The 18,143-nt window shown below is 65.8% G+C and carries 14 protein-coding genes; 5 read left to right on the forward strand and 9 right to left on the reverse strand.

Features of this window, described 5'->3' with window-relative positions; genetic code table 11:
* Positions 1-8 precede the first annotated feature (8 nt).
* From ASD55_RS04900 to ASD55_RS04925, 6 genes are all read right to left on the reverse strand, one after another.
* Positions 9-467 (reverse strand): hypothetical protein, encoded by a 459-nt coding sequence (locus tag ASD55_RS04900; protein ID WP_056764093.1) that lies wholly within the window; start codon positions 465-467, stop codon positions 9-11.
* On the reverse strand, positions 464-1,630 hold the full coding sequence (locus tag ASD55_RS04905) for a sialidase family protein (protein ID WP_056764094.1): 1,167 nt from the start codon (positions 1,628-1,630) through the stop codon (positions 464-466). Before ASD55_RS04905 ends, ASD55_RS04900 begins: the two co-directional genes overlap by 4 nt.
* On the reverse strand, positions 1,630-3,885 hold the full coding sequence (locus tag ASD55_RS04910; protein ID WP_056764096.1) for a TonB-dependent receptor: 2,256 nt from the start codon (positions 3,883-3,885) through the stop codon (positions 1,630-1,632). Before ASD55_RS04910 ends, ASD55_RS04905 begins: the two co-directional genes overlap by 1 nt.
* A gap of 194 nt (positions 3,886-4,079) precedes the next feature.
* Positions 4,080-4,664 carry a response regulator transcription factor gene (locus ASD55_RS04915; RefSeq protein WP_056764097.1) on the reverse strand — a complete coding sequence of 195 codons (585 nt, stop codon included), beginning with the start codon at positions 4,662-4,664 and terminating at the stop codon, positions 4,080-4,082.
* Between the two features lie 69 nt (positions 4,665-4,733).
* Positions 4,734-6,008, reverse strand: coding sequence for an ATP-binding protein (locus tag ASD55_RS04920; RefSeq protein WP_056764099.1), 1,275 nt, complete (start codon positions 6,006-6,008; stop codon positions 4,734-4,736).
* A gap of 69 nt (positions 6,009-6,077) precedes the next feature.
* Positions 6,078-7,628 (reverse strand): oligopeptide:H+ symporter, encoded by a 1,551-nt coding sequence (locus ASD55_RS04925; protein ID WP_056717847.1) that lies wholly within the window; start codon positions 7,626-7,628, stop codon positions 6,078-6,080.
* Between the two features lie 299 nt (positions 7,629-7,927).
* On the opposite strand from ASD55_RS04925, the gene ASD55_RS04930 reads away from it, so the two are divergent.
* From ASD55_RS04930 to ASD55_RS04945, 4 genes are all read left to right on the forward strand, one after another.
* On the forward strand, positions 7,928-8,302 hold the full coding sequence (locus ASD55_RS04930) for a diacylglycerol kinase (protein WP_056717848.1): 375 nt from the start codon (positions 7,928-7,930) through the stop codon (positions 8,300-8,302).
* Between the two features lie 83 nt (positions 8,303-8,385).
* Positions 8,386-9,003 carry a LemA family protein gene (locus ASD55_RS04935; protein WP_056717849.1) on the forward strand — a complete coding sequence of 206 codons (618 nt, stop codon included), beginning with the start codon at positions 8,386-8,388 and terminating at the stop codon, positions 9,001-9,003.
* Entirely contained in the window at positions 9,003-9,887 is an 885-nt protein-coding gene (locus tag ASD55_RS04940; RefSeq protein WP_056764101.1) for a TPM domain-containing protein, read from the forward strand. Before ASD55_RS04935 ends, ASD55_RS04940 begins: the two co-directional genes overlap by 1 nt.
* Positions 9,887-10,390 carry a TPM domain-containing protein gene (locus tag ASD55_RS04945; RefSeq protein ID WP_056764102.1) on the forward strand — a complete coding sequence of 168 codons (504 nt, stop codon included), beginning with the start codon at positions 9,887-9,889 and terminating at the stop codon, positions 10,388-10,390. The genes ASD55_RS04940 and ASD55_RS04945 overlap by 1 nt, the downstream gene beginning before the upstream one ends.
* A gap of 136 nt (positions 10,391-10,526) precedes the next feature.
* Here ASD55_RS04945 and ASD55_RS04950 read toward each other — a convergent pair whose 3' ends face one another.
* Both ASD55_RS04950 and ASD55_RS04955 read right to left on the reverse strand, forming a co-directional pair.
* Positions 10,527-13,367: a TonB-dependent receptor gene (locus tag ASD55_RS04950; RefSeq protein WP_235577720.1), complete on the reverse strand. Its 2,841-nt coding sequence runs from the start codon at positions 13,365-13,367 to the stop codon at positions 10,527-10,529.
* Positions 13,368-13,932: 565 nt separating this feature from the next.
* Positions 13,933-16,098 carry a S9 family peptidase gene (locus ASD55_RS04955; protein WP_235577721.1) on the reverse strand — a complete coding sequence of 722 codons (2,166 nt, stop codon included), beginning with the start codon at positions 16,096-16,098 and terminating at the stop codon, positions 13,933-13,935.
* Between the two features lie 120 nt (positions 16,099-16,218).
* Here ASD55_RS04955 and lgt point away from each other — a divergent pair, with 120 nt between their 5' ends.
* Positions 16,219-17,037, forward strand: a complete 819-nt coding sequence (lgt, locus tag ASD55_RS04960; RefSeq protein WP_056717854.1) for a prolipoprotein diacylglyceryl transferase — start codon at positions 16,219-16,221, stop codon at positions 17,035-17,037.
* Positions 17,038-17,071: 34 nt separating this feature from the next.
* On the opposite strand, the gene ASD55_RS04965 is transcribed toward lgt, so the two are convergent.
* Positions 17,072-18,085: a TIGR00266 family protein gene (locus tag ASD55_RS04965; protein WP_056764106.1), complete on the reverse strand. Its 1,014-nt coding sequence runs from the start codon at positions 18,083-18,085 to the stop codon at positions 17,072-17,074.
* Between the last annotated feature and the right edge of the window lie 58 nt (positions 18,086-18,143).

An 18,143-nucleotide genomic window follows, 5' to 3' on the forward strand; every position in this document is an offset into this window, starting at 1 on the left:
GCGGTGCCCTACAGGAGCTTGCGCAGCTGCGCGGGCGTCAGCGCGCCGCTGATGCCGAGCCGGCTGCCGTCGGCGCGGATCATCAGCACGCGCGGTGTCTCGCCGCCCCAGTGCGGGTCGAGCAGGAAGTTGATGCGTTCGGGCGACGCTTCGGCGTAGGCGCGGTTCGGATAGCCGTCCATCTTCATGCCGCGCAGGCGCGCCTCGATCGTCGCGGCCTGCTCGATGCCGTCGGTGGTCACGAGCACCAGCTCGATCTCGTCGGGATGCTGGCCTTGCAGTCTGGCCAGCGCCTGCAGGTTCGGTTCGCAGTAGGCGCAATCGAGCGCCCACAGCGCGATGATGCGTTCGCCGTGCGCCGGTGGCTTGAGCAGGGCGGCCACGTCATCGGCGGCCAGCGGTTGCAGCGAACCGGCGCAGGCCAGTGCTGGCAGCAGCAGGAACAGCAGCGGCAGCAGGCGCTTCATGGCGCTGTCCCGATCAGGCGAAATCCCTGCGCCGTATTCCAGGCCACGAAGGCCTGGCCCGACTTCGTCAGCAACTGCGGTGAGCCGACCGCGCCGCCGCTGTGCGCGATGGCGCGTTCCGCGTCGAAGTGCGCGCCGTTGTCGGTCGAGCGGCGCAGCATCAGCGTGTAGCCATCCGCGCCAACCTGGTTCCACACCACCCACACGGTGTGGCCGTGCACGGCCACGTCGGCGTGGCTGGCGCCGGCGGCGGCGATCGTCGTTGCGTGCTGGGGCGGGTGGCCGGGATCGAGCTGGCCGTAGTGGATCGTGGGCGCGCTCTTCGCCTCGTACCACACCGCGTGGCGGACACCGTCAGCGCCGATCGCCAGGCCGGGGCCGTGGTGCGGGCAGCCGGCGATATGCCATTCGCTGAAGGTGGCGCGCCGGACCGTGCTGTCCTGGCCGTCGGTGCGCAACACGGCATAGGCGTGGTCGCGGATGTTGTCGCCGTAGATGCTGCGGAAGAACGCCGCGACGTGCCCGTCGGTCGTGCGCGCCAGCGCGATGCGGCAGCATTCGCAACTCTGGTCGACCAGCTTGCGCTCGGGCACGAAGCTGGCGCCGCCGTCCTCCGACCAGCTGTAGTAGACCGCGGCGCCGAGGTAGGGCTTGTTCGCGCCGTCGGCAGCGACCAGGTCGCGCTTGTCGATCCAGGCGATCACGATGCGGCCCTTGCCGTCCACCGCCAGCGCGTCGAAGCGATGGGTGATCTCGGCATGGTCATGATGCACGGTGAGCGGTTCGCTGAAATGCTCGCCGCGATCCGTCGAACGGGCGAAGCGCACGAAACCGGTCCACGGTGCGGTGCGCGGCTGCGACCAGCTCACGTAGATCTCGTCGTGGGGACCGAAGGCGAGCTTCGGCCGGTTCTCGCCTTCGGCGTAGATGCGTTCCGCCACGGCGTTCACCTCGACCGGCGCGCTCAGCGTGCGGCCGCCGTCATCGGAGTGGCGCAGCCGCACGTGACCGTCCGCCGCGTCCACCACGTACAGCCGGCCGTGACTGTCGAACGCGGCGCTGGCGCCAAGTTCGGGGCCCTTGGGCATGTCCATGTGCATGCCGTCGTGGGCGAGCACGGCAACGGGAAGCAGGCAGAGCAGGGTGATCAACAGACGACGCATCACAACTCCCAGCGCAGCTCGCCGAACCAGGTGCGGCCAGCGTAGGGATGGTAGACCCAGTAACGTTCGTTGGTCAGGTTGTCGACGCCGAGCGCGACGGTCCAGCCGGGCGCGAAGGACCAGCGCAGCCGGGCGTCGGCTACGGTGAAGCGGCTTACCGCGCCGTAGCTGTCGACGTGGTCGCTGTTGTCCAGCGTGCCGTACTGACGGCCGGAATGGCGGATGCCCAGCGAGGCGTCCCATTGCGGCGCGAAGCGGTAATCGGCGAACACGCTGGCGCGGATTTTCGGGATGCGCGGGAACAGCTTGCCGTTGGCCAGCGGATACTGGCTGTCGTCCAGCGTGCGGGCGTTGTTGAAGGCCACGCTGGCCTGCACGTCGAGTCCGTCCAGCCACAGGTTGGTGAGGGCGATCTCGCCCTCGAGCCCGCGGCTGCGCATGCGGTCGATGTTCTGCACGCTGGTGACGGTGGGGGTGACGGTGATGTCGGTCTGCGAGTACAGCGAATCGGCGATGCGGTCCTGGTACAGCGAAATGCGCCAGTGGCCGTTTTCCAGGTGGTGGTTCAGCGTGAGGTCGGTGGATTCGTCGATCTCGGGCCGAAGGTCCGGGTTGTTGTTGACGATCGCATTGGCCGACAGGCTGCCCTGGAACAGTTCGTTCACGGTCGGGTAGCGCACTGCCTTGCCATGGGCCAGGCGCAGTTCCCAGTCTTCGGCGAAGTCCCAGCTCAGCGCGGCCTTGGGCGAGAAGTCGGTGCGTCGGCGGTCGGCATAGCGCAGCGTGGTGTTGCCGTTGCCGCGCAGGCCGTCGTAGGCCCGCCATTGTTCCAGCCGGCCGCCCAGGGTCAGCGCCCATGCGTCGGCGAAACTCCATACATCCTGCAGGTACAGCGCGCGGGTCTGGCTGCGGCCACCGAACGCGCTGAGCAGCGCGCCGTCGGCATCACCCAGCCAGTGGCTGGCGTTGCGCAGCTGGCTGTCCAGCACGTAGCGATCGGCATGGATGCCGGCGTACAGCATGTGACGATCACCGATGGGACCGGAACTGCGCAGGTCGAGAGTGTCCCAGCCCGAGCCGGCTTTGTTGGCGACCGTGCCCGGGCCGTTGACGGGCCGACCCGGTTCGGCGTTGTTTGCGCTGCCGGCCAGCGAGCGCAGGAAGTCGTAGTGGCTGGCCACCGCGGTCCAGCGCCAGCCGTTGTCGAGATGGCCGTTCAGCTCGATGCCGTACAGCATGTGCGTGTCGCTGGCCGAGGAAGGCGCCAGGCCGCTGGCCGGCAGCGTCCAGGCCTGCCCGTCTGCGCTGATGACGCCGCCATTGACCCGGTTGCCGTCGCCGTCGCGGATCAGGCTGCGGGTGAAGTCCTCGGCGCGGTTGTGCCACCAGCCCACGGTGAACAGCGCGGCGACGTGCTCGCTCAGGTCGACGCCCATTTTCAGCTTGGCCTGGTCCTGCACGGTGTGTTCGATGCTGTTGGCGCCGTAGACCAGCCGTGCGCTGCCGTTCGGGTTGCGGTCGGCGGTGGCGCCGGTCACCGGCACGGCCAGGGCGGGGTCGCTGCCGGCCCGGGCCGTGGCGTACTGCATCGGCTGGCCGCGGTTGTCTAGTCGGCTGTATTCGAGCAGCCAGCTCCAGCGGCCCTGCTTGTTGCCCAGCGTGGCGGCGGCCTGGTGACCGTTGTAGTGGCCGCCGGCGCCGTACGCGTCACGGTAGTCCTGGCTGAAGAACTGGGTGCTCACGCTGGCGGTCAGCCGCTGCGGCAGCACGGTGTGGATCAGCACGGTGCTGCCCAGCGAATTGCCCGGATACAGCGCGGAATAGGGGCCGTACAGGATGTCGACGGCGCCGATTTCCTGCGGCGCCACCATGCCCCAGCGCGGTGCGCCGTCCCAGCCGTTGGTCATCAGGTTGGACAGCAGCAGGCCGTCGGCATAGACCAGGCTGCGTGCGCTTTGCAGGGTGCCGGCGTTGCGGCCGCTGATCACCGCGTTCGGATCGCCAATGTAGCGCTTGCGCACCATCATGTTCGGCGCGTACTTCAGCGCATCGGCGCTCTCGGTGACGTTCTGCTGCTGCAGTTGCGCCCGCTTTACCCGCACCTGCACGCTGGGTGTCTCCATCACCATGGTGTCGCTGGCGTGCACCGAGACCGGTGTGAGGGTGGTGGTCTGCAAGGCGGTATCGGCGGCCGGCAACGGGTTGGAAGACACCGCGAGTGCGACAGCGCAAAGGCCGAGCGGGAGGGCGTTCAAGCGATACTCTGGATGGGGGTCTAGGGTTGCAAGGATAGTCCGCTGCCATGCGCACGACAGATGGCGTGTTGTCGCAGCGGGGGACGGCCATGGGATGCACGGGCGCGGCGAAAGGTGCCGACGGCACGCGGGGCGGGCACTGCCCGTCGGCTCTTGTGGTTCCGGGAAAGCGGCGGGCAATGCCCGCTCAGCGATCAGTCTTCCCGGTCGGGACGTTCGCGCACCGGGTGCTTGCTCAGCTTGCGCTGCAGGGTGCGGCGGTGCATGCCGAGGCGGCGGGCGGTTTCGGAGATGTTGCCGTCGCATTCGGTCAGCACGCGCTGGATGTGTTCCCACTCCAGTCGGCGCAGGGCAAGCGGCTGTTCCGGTGTGTCGGGCAGGTCGGCGTCGTCGGTTTCGCTGTCGCCATCGAGCAGGGCGCGCACCACGGCGTCGGCGTCGACCGGCTTGGCCAGGTAGTCGTGTGCACCGCGCTTGATCGCCTCCACCGCAGTGGCGATCGAGGCGTAGCCGGTCAGCAGCAGCACGCGCAGGTCGGGCACCAGGGTGTGCAGTTCGGGGATCAGGCGCAGGCCGTTTTCTTCGCCCAGCTTGAGGTCGAGCACGCAGTAGCGCGGATGGTGCCGGCGCGTCAGTGCGCGGGCCTCGTCGAAATTGCTGGCGGTGATCACCTCGAAGCCGCGCGAGCCCAGCGCACGCGCCAGTACGCGCAGGAAGGTGGCATCGTCGTCGACCAGCAGCAGCGGTCGCGCCGTGGCAGCTTGGGGCAACTCGGTCATCGCGGGGGGCCTGATGGTGATCCAGCGTCCATTCTTGCCGGAAGCGGCGCGACTTGCACGCGCGCCGGGCTATTTTTCGGCGATCACCGCCAGCGGCAGGCGCAGGCAGACCCTGGCGCCGCGTCCGGTATTGCCGGCAACCAGCTCGCCATTGAGGCGCTCCGCCGTGGCTTCGGCCAACGCCAGGCCGATGCCCAGGCCGGCCTGCTTGTGCGAATGACCCAGCGCGGTGATCTCCGGGTCATCATCGAAGCCCGGACCGTGATCGCGCACGCACAACTGCAGCCACGGCCCGTCGCGCGAAACCTCCAGGGCGATGGCGTCGGATTGATTGGCGGCCGAAGCGTCGACCGCGTTGTTGAGCAGGTTGATCAGTGCATGGCGAAGCCCCGGTGGCGTGCGCAGGACAGTGCTCGCCAGCTCCGGATCGAGCGTCACCGTCAGCTCGGCTTCCGGCCGCAGCAGCTGGAAGCGCTCCAGGCAGCCGTGGATGAACTGGTCCAGCCGCAGTCGCTCCGGTTCCTGCGACAACTGCGCCTTGCCGAACGCGACCATCTCGCGAAGTATCGTGCGGCAGCGATCGACCTGGCTTTCGAGCAGCTCCAGGTCTTCGGACAGCGTGGCCTCGCCGGCGTGCTCGCGGCGCAGCTCCGGCAGCAGGGTGCGCATCGTCGACAGCGGCGTGTTGAGTTCGTGCGCCGCGCCGGCGGCCTGGGTGGCGATGGCCAGGATGCCTTCGTCGCGCAATGCGCGTTCGCGTATCCGCTGCACTTCGAGTTGCTGCAGACGCAGGACGCGGGCCAGCCGGCTGATGAAAAACCCCAGCAGCACCGCGCTGATCACGAAGTTCACGCCCATCCCCGCGACGTGCAACGAGAAGCGGTTCGGTGAATCCCCGTGCATCGACACCGGCAGAGGTACATGCTGGTAAAGCAGGAGCACGTAGGCGATGCCCGCCAGTGCTGCCACGGCCAGGACCGCCCGCGCCGACAGCGCCGCGGCGCTCAAGGCGATCGGCACCAGCAGCAGGGTGATGAACGGGTTGCTGGCGCCGCCGCTGAAATACAGCAAGTAGCCGAGTACCAGGGTATCGAAGGCGATGTGTCCCACCGCCTCCCACTCGCCGAGCGGCCACGGCTGGGTCAGCCGCCAGGCGGCGAATACCGAAAACACCGCCAGCACGCCGATGCCGATCAGCAGGGGCAGCAGCGGCACGTTCAGTCGCATCCACCAGGCGCAGACCAGTACCGCCGTGCTCTGTCCGGCGATGGCGCAGATCCGCAGCCAGGCCAGCGTCCGCGTCAGTGCAAACGGACCGATGCGTTGGGCGGATCGGTGAGGCATGGTGATCTTCCTGGCTTGCTGGACGGGCGAAGCCCGCCGCGACATGCACGGCGGGCTTCGGTGGACCACTTACGGCGTGTTGAATTCCTCGCTGCGCACCGGCGGCAGGGGCTTGTTGTTGGTCGCCGCATCGGAGTGGCTGGCCGACAGCTTGCTCATCAGCGGCAGCATCGCAATGGCGATCACCGTGCAACCCACGCCGGCGAGGCCGAGCTTGTTGAACAGCGCGGTATAGATCGGCAGCGACACCAGGGGGTCCTTGATGTCGGTGGGGATGCTGGCGAAGTTCGCCACCACGCTGCCCAGGTATTGCGAGATGCCCGAGGCCACGTAGTAGGCGCCCATCATGAATCCGCCCATGCGCGCCGGCACGTAGCGGGCGATCATCGCCAGGCCCAGGCCGCTGACCAGCAGCTCGCCCAGCGAGTACAGGCCGTAGCCCCACACCATGATCCACGACGACACCTGGCCGTTCACCGCGAAGCGGGCGCCCACGCCGTAGATGAAGAAGCCGATCGCCACCGCGGCGAAACCCCAGGCGAACTTCGCGGCCACCGAAGGATTCTTGCCGACCTTGCCCATGCTGTTGTAGATGAAGACCAGCACCGGGCTCAGCAGCACGATCCAGATCGCGTTGAGCGACTGGAACTGCTCGGGAATCCAGTTGAACAGGTGCCAGCCGAACAGGTCGAACGAGAGGTCGACGTTGCGCTGCGCGAACAGGTTCAGCGAGGTCGACATCTGCTGGTAGAAGATGAAGAAGAAGATCGTCTGCGCGACCAGTACCAGGGCGGCGACCAGGCCGGCCCGCTCATGGTGTTCGCTGCTGCGGATCAGGTGGATGAAGATGCCCAGGATCACCACGCCGGCGGCATACACGCAGATCCGCGCCACCATTTCATTCTGCAGGATGAAGGCCGACACGAAGACCATGCCGATGGCCGCCAGCGCCAGCAGCCCCAGCTTCCTCAAGTCGACCCGCTCGTCGTCGGCCGGCGAGCCGATGTGCTGCAGCGTGCGGTACATCAGCGAGTAGTTGATCAGGCCCAGCACCAGGCCGATCGCGCAGACGCCGAAGGCGGTGTGCCAGCCCCAGGCGTCGCCGTACTTCGCGCCAACGTAATCGCGGATCCACGGCGTCAGCAGCATCGAGATGGTCGAGCCGATGTTCACCGCCATGTAGTAGATGGTGAAGGCGCTGTCGATCTTGGTGTCGTCACCCTCGTAGATCTTGCGCACGAGGTTGCCGGCGTTCGGCTTGAAGAAGCCGTTGCCGACGATGATCACGCCCAGCGCCACGTACAGGAAGTAGGCGTTGTTGGTCGGGATCCACAACATCGCGTAGCCCAGCGCAAGCACGACGGCACCGATCAGCATCGTGCGGCGCGTGCCGATCAGCTTGTCGCCCACCCAGCCACCGATGGCCGGCGTCGCATAGATCAGCGCCGCGGCGGCGCCCCAGATCAGGTTGGCCTTGCTGTCGACGAAGCCGAGCTTCTTCACCATGTAGGTGACCATCAACACCTGCATGCCGTAGAAGCCGAAGCGCTCCCACATTTCGATCAGGAAGACGGTACTGAAGGACTTCGTCTGCGAGACGGGCGGGTTCTGGGTTGCCATAGATTTTCCGTGCGGGTTTCAGACCATGGCGGCGTGCTGGCACGCGCCTTCGGCATGTGATCCTGAACGGACCACAACCGACGAAGCCTAACCCATCCGCCGGCAGGGTGTAGCTGCACTGCGACATGACAGGTATGCGCCGCAGGTGCTTGGAAAGGTGGCGCGAGCCGTGTGCGGACGGCTGCTTGTGGCATCATCAGGCGCCTGCCATCACCGCTTCCCGGAGCCCGGCCCACCATGCCCCAACCCGATTCCACCCTGTCACCACAGCGACCACCGGCCGGACGGCGGGGCCGCTGATGGCCGCCGAAGGTTTTCGTGGTCCGAAGCAGGTCTGGAACGCATTCCGTTGGTCGATGAAGGGCTTGCGCGCTGGCTGGAAGCACGAGGCATCCTTTCGCCTGGAAGCCTGCCTGGCCATCGTGATGGTGCCGCTGGGCCTGTGGCTGGGCCATGGCGGGCTGGAAAAGTTCGCGCTGATCCTGGCCCCGTTGCTGGTGCTGTCGGCCGAGCTGCTGAACTCGGCGATCGAGGCGGTGGTCGACAAGGTCAGCCCCGAATTCAACGAACTGGCCGGGCGCGCCAAGGACATGGGCTCGGCCGCGGTGTTCGTGCTGCTGATGCTGGTGGTGCTGAGCTGGACGCTGATCCTGGGGCCACGCCTGCTCGGCTAGCTGACCCTTCACTCCGTGCCGACACGATGGCGGTGTCACGCATGGGATGATCGAATGAATCCTGCAACGGACCGGAGCCATCCATGAAGACCCTGCGCCATCTCGTATTGCTGTTGCTCGTGGTCATGCTGTCGGGCTGCGGCTACAACGCCATCCAGAAGCAGGACGAGGCGGTCAAGGCCGCCTGGTCCGAAGTGCTCAATCAGTACCAGCGGCGTGCCGACCTGGTGCCCAACCTGGTCAACACGGTCAAGGGCTATGCCCAGCACGAGGAGAAGGTCTTCGTCGAGGTGACCGAGGCCCGTGCCAAGGTGGGCAGCCTGCAGGTCAACGCCGACTCGCTCAACGACCCGCAGAAGCTGCAGCAGTTCCAGGCCGCCCAGGGCGAGCTGGGCAATGCGCTGTCGCGGCTGATGGTGGTCAGCGAGAACTACCCGCAGCTGAAGGCCGACGGCCTGTTCCAGAACCTGCAGGCGCAGCTGGAAGGCACCGAGAACCGGGTTGCCGTGGCACGCAACCGCTACGTGCAGTCGGTGCAGGAATACAACAGCATGATCCGCACCTTTCCCAACAACATGACCGCGAAGATCTTCGGCTACCAGGTCAAGCCGAACTTCAGCGTGCAGAACGAACAGGCCATCTCCACGGCACCGAAGGTCGACTTCGGCACCACCGCACCGGCGCCAGCGGCGACGCACTGATGACGGCCGGGCGCCGGTCGCGCCACTGGCTGCTGGCGCTGCTCCTGCTGCTGCAGACCGGGCTGTACGCGGCGGATGCCGTGCCGAAACTGGCGCGGCATGTCACCGACCTCACCGGCACGCTGACCGCCGGGCAGGTTAACCAGCTCGACGCGCAGTTGGAGGCGCTGGAGAAAGCCAAGGGCGCCCAGCTGGTGGTGCTGATGGTCGGCAGCACCGGCGACCAGGACATCGAGGGCTACTCGCTGGCCGTGGCCGAGGCCAACAGGATCGGCCGCAAGGGCACCGATGACGGCGTGCTGCTGCTGATCGCCAAGAACGATCGCAGCGTGCGCATCGAAGTGGGCTACGGCCTCGAGGGCGCGATCCCGGACGCGGCCACGGCGCGGATCATCCGCGAATACATCGCGCCGAAATTTCGCGGCAACGATTATTTCGGCGGCATCAGCGACGCGGTCGGCGCGCTGACCCAGCTGATCGACGGCGAACCGCTGCCGCTGCCGGTCCGCGGTTCGCCCGCGGGCGAACATGGCGGCCTCGACCTGCAGACCGGCTTGATGATCGCCGTGTTCGCGGCACTGTTCCTGCGCGGGATCTTCGGACGCGCCCCGGCGTGGCTGCGTGCGTCGCTGGGTGCGCTGGCGATCGGCGGCCTGCTGTGGCTGCTGATCTCGATGGGTGCCGGCCTGATCGGTGCGCTGATCGGTGGCGTCCTGATGCTGCTACCCGCCGGCGCCGGCCGTTCGATCGGCGGTGGCGGTTGGGGCGGCCTTGGTGGCGGCGGAGGCTGGGGCGGGGGACGCTCCGGTGGCGGTTTTGGCGGCGGCGGCTTCAGCGGTGGCGGCGGCAGCTTCGGCGGCGGCGGTTCTTCGGGGAGCTGGTGATGGAGCGCATGCGACGGCTGTGGGTGAATCTGTTCGGCGACTGGTTTCGCCTGTCGCGCCGCTTTTCGCCAGCCTTGCTGGACGAGATGGCCGCGGCGATCGCGGCGGGCGAACGCACCCACCTGGGCGAGATCCGTTTTGCGGTCGAGTCGCGGCTGGCGCCGGCGGACGTGCTGGGCGGGCTCGACGCGCCGACCCGCGCGCGGCAGCTGTTCACGCAACTGCGTGTATGGGACACCGAACACAATTCCGGCGTGCTGCTCTACGTGCTGATGGCCGAGCATCGCATCGAGGTCGTCGCCGATCGCGGCATCGCGGCGAAGGTCCCGGCCGAAGCGTGGAGCGCGATCTGCGCGCGCATGCGCGAGTGCTATGCCGGTGGCGAGTGGCGTGCGGGCAGCCTGGCCGGCATCGCTGCGGCGAGTGCATTGCTGGAACGTCATTTCCCCGGCGACGGACGTGCCAACCCCGACGAATTGCCGGATCGCCCCGTGCTGTTGTGACGGGTGCGCGCGGCGGGTGTCTGCGTGGTCCACTTGTTTCGTTGACAGGCGGTGGCCTGATCTTCGGTTGCGAACGGTGCACAAAAAAACGCAGCCCTTTCGGGCTGCGTTTTCATTGCTTCACACCGTTGCCGGCTTAGAACTTCTGGTTGTAGCGCAAGTAGAAGAAACGACCGATGTCATAGGCCGGATTGTACGAGTACTGGCTGTCCGACAAGTTGGCCGGGCCGCTGTAGAACGCAGCGCCCTCGCGGTTGAACACGTTGTTCGCGCCCACCGAGAAGGTGCCCTTCCACGGAGCCGTCCAGCGTACCTGCAGGTCGTTGTACACGATGCCGCCGACGGTACGCATCGGAGTCACGCCCACGCCCGGGGTGTAATGGTTCGGCAGGTCGCAAAGCGGACCGCCAGCCTTGTCGTAAGCGCAGGCTTCCTTCAGGTTGGAATAGGCGCGAACGCCCCAGTTCACGCCGAAGTTGCCCAGGCTCCAGTCCAGGTTGGCATTGGTGCGGTTGCGCCAGATGGAGTAGTTGCCCGCATTGAACTCGGTCGGCGCACCGGAACCGGCATTCGAGTTGTACTTGACCAGGTAGTTCGAATCCAGATGTACCACGAACTGGCCGATGCTGAACTTCGGCAGGCGGTAGTTCAACGTGAAGTCGTAGCCTTCCGTTTCCAGCCAGCCCTTGTTGGCCAGCGTGTGCGAAAGGTTGACGACCTGGCCGTCGGCGTCGCGCTGGAACAGGCCGCAGGAGGCCGCGACGCCACGCAGGTAGCAGTCATCCAGCACGTTGTCGGAGCTGACGCCGCTGATCAGGTTCTTGATGCGGATGTTGTACCAGTCCAGCGACAGGTCCAGGCCCTGCACGAAGTGCGGGCTGTAGACCAGGCCCAGCGACTTGCTGGCCGAGGTTTCCGGCTGCAGATTCACGTTGGAGCCCGACAGGAACGGCGTGGTCGACTGCGCACCCGGACCATCGACCGGCTTGCCGGCGGCGTCGGTCTGGTGGAAGTTCGCACCCAGGCCAGCAGCGGCACAGTTGGCTGCCACGGCGGGGTTGGTGCTGGCCGAGCCGAAGGTGACGTCGCACGGATCGGTGTAGTTGTCGAACGTCTGGGACTGGCCGCCGTACAGATCGTTGATCGTCGGTGCGCGGAAGCCTTCGGCGTAGCTACCGCGAACCAGCAGGTCGTTGACGGGTTTCCAGGTCAGGCCGAACTTGCTGTTGGTGGTGCTGCCGAAGTTGCTGTAACGCGAGTAACGGCTGGCGATGTCGACCGACAACTGCCTGGCGAACGCCATGTCGGCCAGCAGCGGGATATTCAACTCCGCGTAGACTTCCTTGGTGTTGTAGCTGCCCGACGACGGATCAGCGGCCAGGTCGGTGGAGTTGCCCGTCTGGGAATAGCCGTCCGGCCTCTGGTAGCCCGACTCGCGGCGATATTCCGCACCGGCAGCGAACTGCATCGTGCCGGCCGGCAGCTGTACCAGGTCACCGCTGATGTTGGCGGTGAAACCGGTGGTCTTGGAGCCATAGGTGCCGTTGGTCGGGCGACCGATGTAGTCCAGCATGTCACGGGTCCAGCCACCGTCGCCGGCGAGGGCGTTCAGCGGCGTGCAGCCGGTGATGACGGCACCCGGGGTGCCGCACTTGACCACGCCGTCGGTGTCCTTGAACGACGGTCCCAGTGCCTGCTGCATCTTCACCAGGTCGTAGTTGCCGGTGCCGAAGATATGGCCGGTGTTCTTGTTGATGAAGGCACTGACGTCCCAGGTGAAATAGTGCTCGCCTGCGCTGAATGCACCGTCGATGCCGCCACCCAGTCGATAGGTCTTGACCGTGTTCTTGGTGAGGCGCGGGTTCTCCGTGCCGCGACGCAGGAACTCGACGTCCTGCGGAGTCGCATAGCCGCTCTGCACGCCCAGCGGGTTGTAGTAGCTGTTCTTGTCCAGCACCAGGCCGGTGGTGGCGGTGCCGACCGGGTAGCCGGCAACCTGGATGTTCGCCGTGCGCTCGTTGTAGAGCGCGTCGCCATGCAGGTTCAGGTTGTCGCCGAACTTGTAGGCGGCCTTGGCGAAGATCGACTTACGCTTGCTGCCGCTGGCCAGCATCATCTGCTGGTCGGCGTTGTAGTTGTCGGCGGCGCCAAGGTAGCTGTGATAGTCGCTGAACTTGGTGGGGTCGCCGCCTTCGTTGAGCTTGTAGGCGTCGCCGCCGGGACCGTTGCTGATCAGACCGCCCGGGCCGAAGGACGAAAGACCTTCGGTGGGGTGCAGCACGCCCTTCGGATACAGCGCGTAGTCGCGATCGCGCGCCCACACCGGATCGGTCTCGGCATAGGTGCCGCCAACCATGAACGAGGCATTGCCCACCGACTTGCCGGCAGTGAAATCGTATTGCTGGTTGGTGCCGTCACCCTGGCCGTTCTTGCCGAAGTAGACGTTCGCTTCGGCACCGTTGTAGTCGGTACGGGTGATGATGTTGACCACGCCGGCGATCGCGTCGGAGCCGTAGATGGCCGAGGCGCCGTCCTTCAGGACTTCGATGCGCTCGATGATCGAGGACGGAATCGTGTCCAGATCGGTGAAGCCATCGGTGTTGGTGCCCCAGCGACGACCGTCCACCAGCACCAGCGTGCGGGACAAGCCCAGGCTGCGCAGATCGACATAGGAACCGCCGGCGTAATCGTTGGAGACCAGCACGGTGGACTTGTTGACGCCAGCCGAGCCGGCATTGGTCATGTGCGACAGGATGTCGCCGACCGTCACGTAGCCCTGCTTCTGGATTTCGGCGCGGTCGAGGGTGAACAACGGCTGGGCGGTTTCCATGTCCACGCTGCGAATGCGCGAACCGGTAACCGTGACCGTCTCAAGCTGCTTGGCCTGATCGGTGTTGCCCTGGGTGGTGGAGGAGGTGTCCTGCGCGAAAACTGTCCACGTAGGCAGAGTCAGGGCTGTCGCAATGGCGACAGCCAACAAGGTCTTCTGTTTCATTTTTAGGGTAAAACTCCGAACAAAAACGACCGGTGACCAGCTGCAAGGCTGGTCATTCGGGGTACTCGAGACAGCGCGTCTCACCTGGGGAAGGGTTACGCGCCACGGCATCGTCGTGCGTGGGGAAGGACGATGTAATGCCGACGTTAAGTCAAAACGCAGCCAAACTGCAAGAACATGTGGCGTGAAGCCATGGCATGGCTTTTCGGCTCATGAAAGTGCGGGCGATGCAAGAAGAAATTGCGTCGCCGCGACATTGTTCGCCGCCGCGGCGGGTTTGCCGTGTCGCAAGAAATTGAAGGGGAAGGGCGTTAGCGGCCGGCGCATCAACGCCGCGGCCCTTTGCCTGATCAGCGCGGGTTTGCACTTGAACGCATTGCATGCGCGAAAGCGGCGAAACGGATGTGGCGCGATCGCGGGTCGCGCGCGAAGTGAGCGTCGGCTCCGCACGATCGCCCACGTCATCTGTTCGCTCGAATCCGCAGAATGATGCTGCCGAAGGTCCGTCACCGGATGCTTCGGCAGGTGGCCCTGTCCTGGCCCCGACTTATCGTCCGGATGGCGCTCCCGGACCGATGTTCTTTTCCAGGAAGGCCTGCAACGTGTTGTAGAACTCGACGTTGTTCTTCTCGGTATAGAAGCCGTGGCCTTCGCCGGGCTTGCTCAGCCATTCGTACGGCTTGTGGGCGGCATCGAGCGCGGCGCGCATGGCCTTGGCCTGGGCAAAGGGCGCCCGCTGGTCGGCCTCGCCGTGAACGAGCAACACCGGTGCGCTGATCTTGTCGGCCAACTGAGCGGGCGAGTTCGCGTCGAGGTCGGCATCGTCCTTGCCGATGACGGTCGTCAGGTAGCTGATGCCGGACTTGCGTTCGCGGATGTCTCCCTTCTTGTACATCATCTTCAGGTCGTAGATGCCGGCGTAACCGACAGCGCACTTGAACAGGCCCGGTGCCCGGATGGTGGTCATCATGGCGGAATAGCCTCCGAAGCTGCCGCCATAGACGCAGACGCGTTTGGCGTCGGCGTAACCTTTCTCGATGGCCCACTTCACGCCGTCAATCAGGTCCTGCTGGACGCGGGTTCCCCATTTCAGGTACGCGGCTTCCTCGAAGTCGGCGCCACGGCCACTGGACCCGCGATAGTTCACCTGGAGCACGAGGTACCCGCGGTTGGCCAGGAACTGGGCGTCGTTGTCGTAGAACCAGTCGTCCTGTACGCCGATGGGCCCGCCATGGGGCAGCAAGACCATCGGCAGGTTCGTTTCAGGCCGGCCCTTGGGCAGGGTCAGGATAGCTTCCAGCTCCGTGCCGTCGCTGGCCTTGAATCGCAGCGGCCGGCGTTCCGCCATGTCTTTCGGATTGATCCACGGTGCCGTGGCAAACAGCTTGATGACTTGATAGTTGTGCGTGTCGATCAGGAAATACGTGCCCGGATCGCGGTCGCTGTCGACGGAGAACAGCAGCTTGCTGCCATCCTCGCTGAAATTGATGAAGTGTACATAGCTGCCGGGAAACTTCATGCTCAACGCGCGATGCAGTTTGGCAGTCGGCGCGTTCATGTCGATGTAGCTGAACTCCGGCTTGCCGGTGGCCGGCACGGTGGCGAACGGCGCGTATGGCCAGGCCGTCCACTCGATGATGCCGACGCTGGAGAAATCGTCGCTGGACAGCACCTTGCGTGACGCGCCATTTTCGTCCTGTTCGACCAGCGAGGTCGGGCCGCCGCCAATGGCATAGCGGGCATAAATGCGCTGCTGGTCGGGTGAAAAGTGGATGGGAACAAAACTTCCGCCAACCTGGGCCGAGGTCATCTTTGTCCAGCCGCCGGGCTGCTGGTGATACACCACGTAGTCCCAGTTGTCGTTGCGACCATACGCGTAATGCGCCTTGCCATCGACGCCGACCATGAAGCTCATGTCGGCGACGCGAATGTCCCCGATCAGGTGCTTGCTGCCCTTGTCGGCATTGACGTCGTAAAGCGAACTGGTGTTCTTGCTGTCCCAACTCTGCGCGGCCATGTAGAAGTGCCCGTTGGCAGGCATCGGCAGACCGTCGACCGAGCCCCAGCCCGTGGTGCGCGAACCCATCTGGCTCTGGTAACCGTACAGATAGTCCTGGCGCTTGCCGTCGATGTCGGTGGCAATCACCTCGCCCGTCGCCATGGGTTTGTCGATCGAGCCGAACTGCTTGGCTTTTTCCACCACCAGTCGGGTGTCGCTTACCCAAGTGATGCCGGCCGGGCGCTCATACTTCGGCAGGCGCAGCATGCTGATCGGCTGCTTGGTATCGTTCACGCTATAGATGACCAGCGCATACGAGTCGCCGCTGGCGTCGGCCATGCTGACGGCAAGATGTTGCCCGTTCGGCGACAGTGTCGGCATGGACAGTTGCGCATGACGCGCGAAGGCCTCGACCGGGATCAGGTCGGTAGCCGCAACCGCGGCGGGCAACAGCAGACAGACAGCAGACAGCACGGTCCGCGCAAGGCAACGAGACATCGGTTTTCTCCCCTGTGGCTCCGTGGAACAAATTCGACCGTCCGGAGCGAGACGGTAAAGTCGTTGTGCCCCTTTTCGGCGGCGTTTGACGGCATGCCTCGTCCAGACTCCCCAGTACGGACGATGACACGGCGATTCTAGTTCTTGAGGAAGCCCGGGCGAAAGCCTTGGATGGGGCGGGACTCGCCAGCTCGAGAGTCCCTGCCGCAGGGTCATGTCCGACCTCTCCGGCACTGCCTCCCGCCATCTGGCCAAAGGCGGGCAGGGACAGGAGTGGCGGAAGCCGTCTGCCACGTTGTACCGCTACACTTGGTCTTTGCTCGCCGCCCGGTTGCCATGTCCCAGCCCTACATCGTCGATATCAATCCCGTCGCGTTCCATCTCGGCCCGGTGCAGGTGCACTGGTACGGCCTGATGTATCTGCTGGGCTTCTTTTTCGTGGCCGTGCTGGGCGAATACCGGCGCCGGCGCGGGCGCCTGCCGGTCACCCGCGATGCGCTGGGGGACCTGCTGTTCTACGGCATGCTCGGCGTGATCGCGGGCGGGCGCATCTGGTACATGCTGTTCTATGCCGACATCGACTGGATCTGGACCGCACCGCTGACCCTGTTCAAGGTGTGGGACGGCGGGATGAGCTTCCACGGCGGCCTGCTCGGCGTGCTGGCGGCTGGCTGGTGGTGGTCGCGGCGGCAGAAGCTGCACTTCTTCGACACCATCGATTTCGTGGCGCCGCTGGTGCCGATCGGGCTGGGGCTGGGTCGGCTGGGCAACTTCATCAATGGCGAGCTGTGGGGCAAGCCGAGCGACGTGTCGTGGGCGATGATCTTCCCCCAGGCGCCGGACCGGCTGCCGCGGCATCCCTCGCAGTTGTACGAGATGCTGCTGGAAGGCCTGGTGATGTTCGTGGTGTTGTGGCTGGTCTCGCTGAAGCCGCGGCCGCGCTACCTGGTGTCGGGCCTGTTCGCGCTGCTGTACGGCTGCTTCCGTTTCGCGGTGGAATTCGTGCGCGTGCCCGACGCGCAACTGGGCTACTTGTTCGGCACGTCGTGGGTGACGATGGGGCAGATGCAGTCGTTGCCGTTGATCGCCGTCGGGCTGGTGCTGATCGCGATGTCGCGCCGGGCGCCGACGCTGCCGCTGGCTTCCGCTCCGTAGGGCGGGCACGGCCCGCCCTGCGGAACGCAGTCACTCAGAAATTCCGGTCGCCGCCCAGGATGTCGCCCAACCCGCCGAGGATCGATCCCTCGCCACGACGCTGGCCACCGCCTTGCGGTGCCGCGGCCAGCATGCGGCCGGCCATGCGCGAGAACGGCAGCGATTGCAGCCACACCGTGCCCTGTCCGGTGAGCGTGGCGAGGAACACGCCTTCGCCGCCGAACAGCATGCTCTTGATGCCGCCGACCGGCTTGACGTCCATGTTCACCGTGTCGTGGAAGGCGACCACGCAGCCGGTATCCACGTCGAGCCGTTCGCCGGCCTTCAGCTCGCGCTGCACCACGGTGCCGCCGGCGTGCACGAACACCCAGCCGTCGCCTTCGAGCTTCTGCATGATGAAACCCTCGCCGCCGAACAGGCCGGTCAGGATCTTGCGCTGGAAGAAGATGCCCAACTGCACGCCGCGGGCGCCGGCCAGGAACGCATCCTTCTGGCAGATCAGCCGGCCGCCGTGGTCGGACAGCTTCATCGCCATTACCGTGCCGGGGTAGGGCGCGGCGAACGCGACCTTCGCCTTGCCTTGGCCGGTGTGCGTGAACACGGTGGTGAACAGGCTTTCACCGGTGATCACCCGTTTGCCGGCGGACATCAGCTTGTCCATCAGGCCGCCACCGCTCTGGCCGCCGCTGGAGCCGTCACCGAACACGGTGTCCATCTGCACGGCGGCTTCCTTGTACATCAGCGCGCCGGCCTCGGCGATCGCGCTTTCGCCCGGGTCCAGCTCGATCTCGACGAACTGCATGTCGGTGCCGACGATGCGGTAGTCGATCTCGTCGGCGCGGCCGCCGCCCATCGACGCCGGCATCGGTGGCGGCGCCAGCGGCGTGCCGCCCAGCTCGGCCACGCTGCGGATTGGCTTCCATTCGGTGAAGCCTTCGCTCCAGCAATAGCCGTCGGGCTGTCGCCGGGCCTGTTCCCGCGCCGCGGCGTCATCGAGCGGGCCGATCCGGTCGGTGTTCTTGCCGTAGCTGAAAAACCACTGGGCCATGTTCGGTCTCCTTGCTGGAAAAGCCCGAGTCTATGTCGTGCCAGCGCGCGGCGGCAGT

The sequence above is a fragment of the Rhodanobacter sp. Root561 genome (assembly GCF_001427365.1).
Taxonomy (GTDB): Bacteria; Pseudomonadota; Gammaproteobacteria; order Xanthomonadales; family Rhodanobacteraceae; genus Rhodanobacter.

Excerpts from the sequence above, each read along its gene's own strand:
- ASD55_RS04900 (WP_056764093.1), bottom strand. The coding sequence starts at position 467 with ATGAAGCGCCTGCTGCCGCTGCTGTTCCTGCTGCTGCCAGCACTGGCC.
- ASD55_RS04905 (WP_056764094.1), bottom strand. The coding sequence starts at position 1,630 with ATGCGTCGTCTGTTGATCACCCTGCTCTGCCTGCTTCCCGTTGCCGTG.
- ASD55_RS04915 (WP_056764097.1), bottom strand. The coding sequence starts at position 4,664 with ATGACCGAGTTGCCCCAAGCTGCCACGGCGCGACCGCTGCTGCTGGTC.
- ASD55_RS04920 (WP_056764099.1), bottom strand. The coding sequence starts at position 6,008 with ATGCCTCACCGATCCGCCCAACGCATCGGTCCGTTTGCACTGACGCGG.
- ASD55_RS04925 (WP_056717847.1), bottom strand. The coding sequence starts at position 7,628 with ATGGCAACCCAGAACCCGCCCGTCTCGCAGACGAAGTCCTTCAGTACC.
- ASD55_RS04930 (WP_056717848.1), top strand. The coding sequence starts at position 7,928 with ATGGCCGCCGAAGGTTTTCGTGGTCCGAAGCAGGTCTGGAACGCATTC.
- ASD55_RS04935 (WP_056717849.1), top strand. The coding sequence starts at position 8,386 with ATGAAGACCCTGCGCCATCTCGTATTGCTGTTGCTCGTGGTCATGCTG.
- ASD55_RS04940 (WP_056764101.1), top strand. The coding sequence starts at position 9,003 with ATGACGGCCGGGCGCCGGTCGCGCCACTGGCTGCTGGCGCTGCTCCTG.
- ASD55_RS04945 (WP_056764102.1), top strand. The coding sequence starts at position 9,887 with ATGGAGCGCATGCGACGGCTGTGGGTGAATCTGTTCGGCGACTGGTTT.
- ASD55_RS04955 (WP_235577721.1), bottom strand. The coding sequence starts at position 16,098 with ATGACCCTGCGGCAGGGACTCTCGAGCTGGCGAGTCCCGCCCCATCCA.
- lgt (WP_056717854.1), top strand. The coding sequence starts at position 16,219 with ATGTCCCAGCCCTACATCGTCGATATCAATCCCGTCGCGTTCCATCTC.
- ASD55_RS04965 (WP_056764106.1), bottom strand. The coding sequence starts at position 18,085 with ATGGCCCAGTGGTTTTTCAGCTACGGCAAGAACACCGACCGGATCGGC.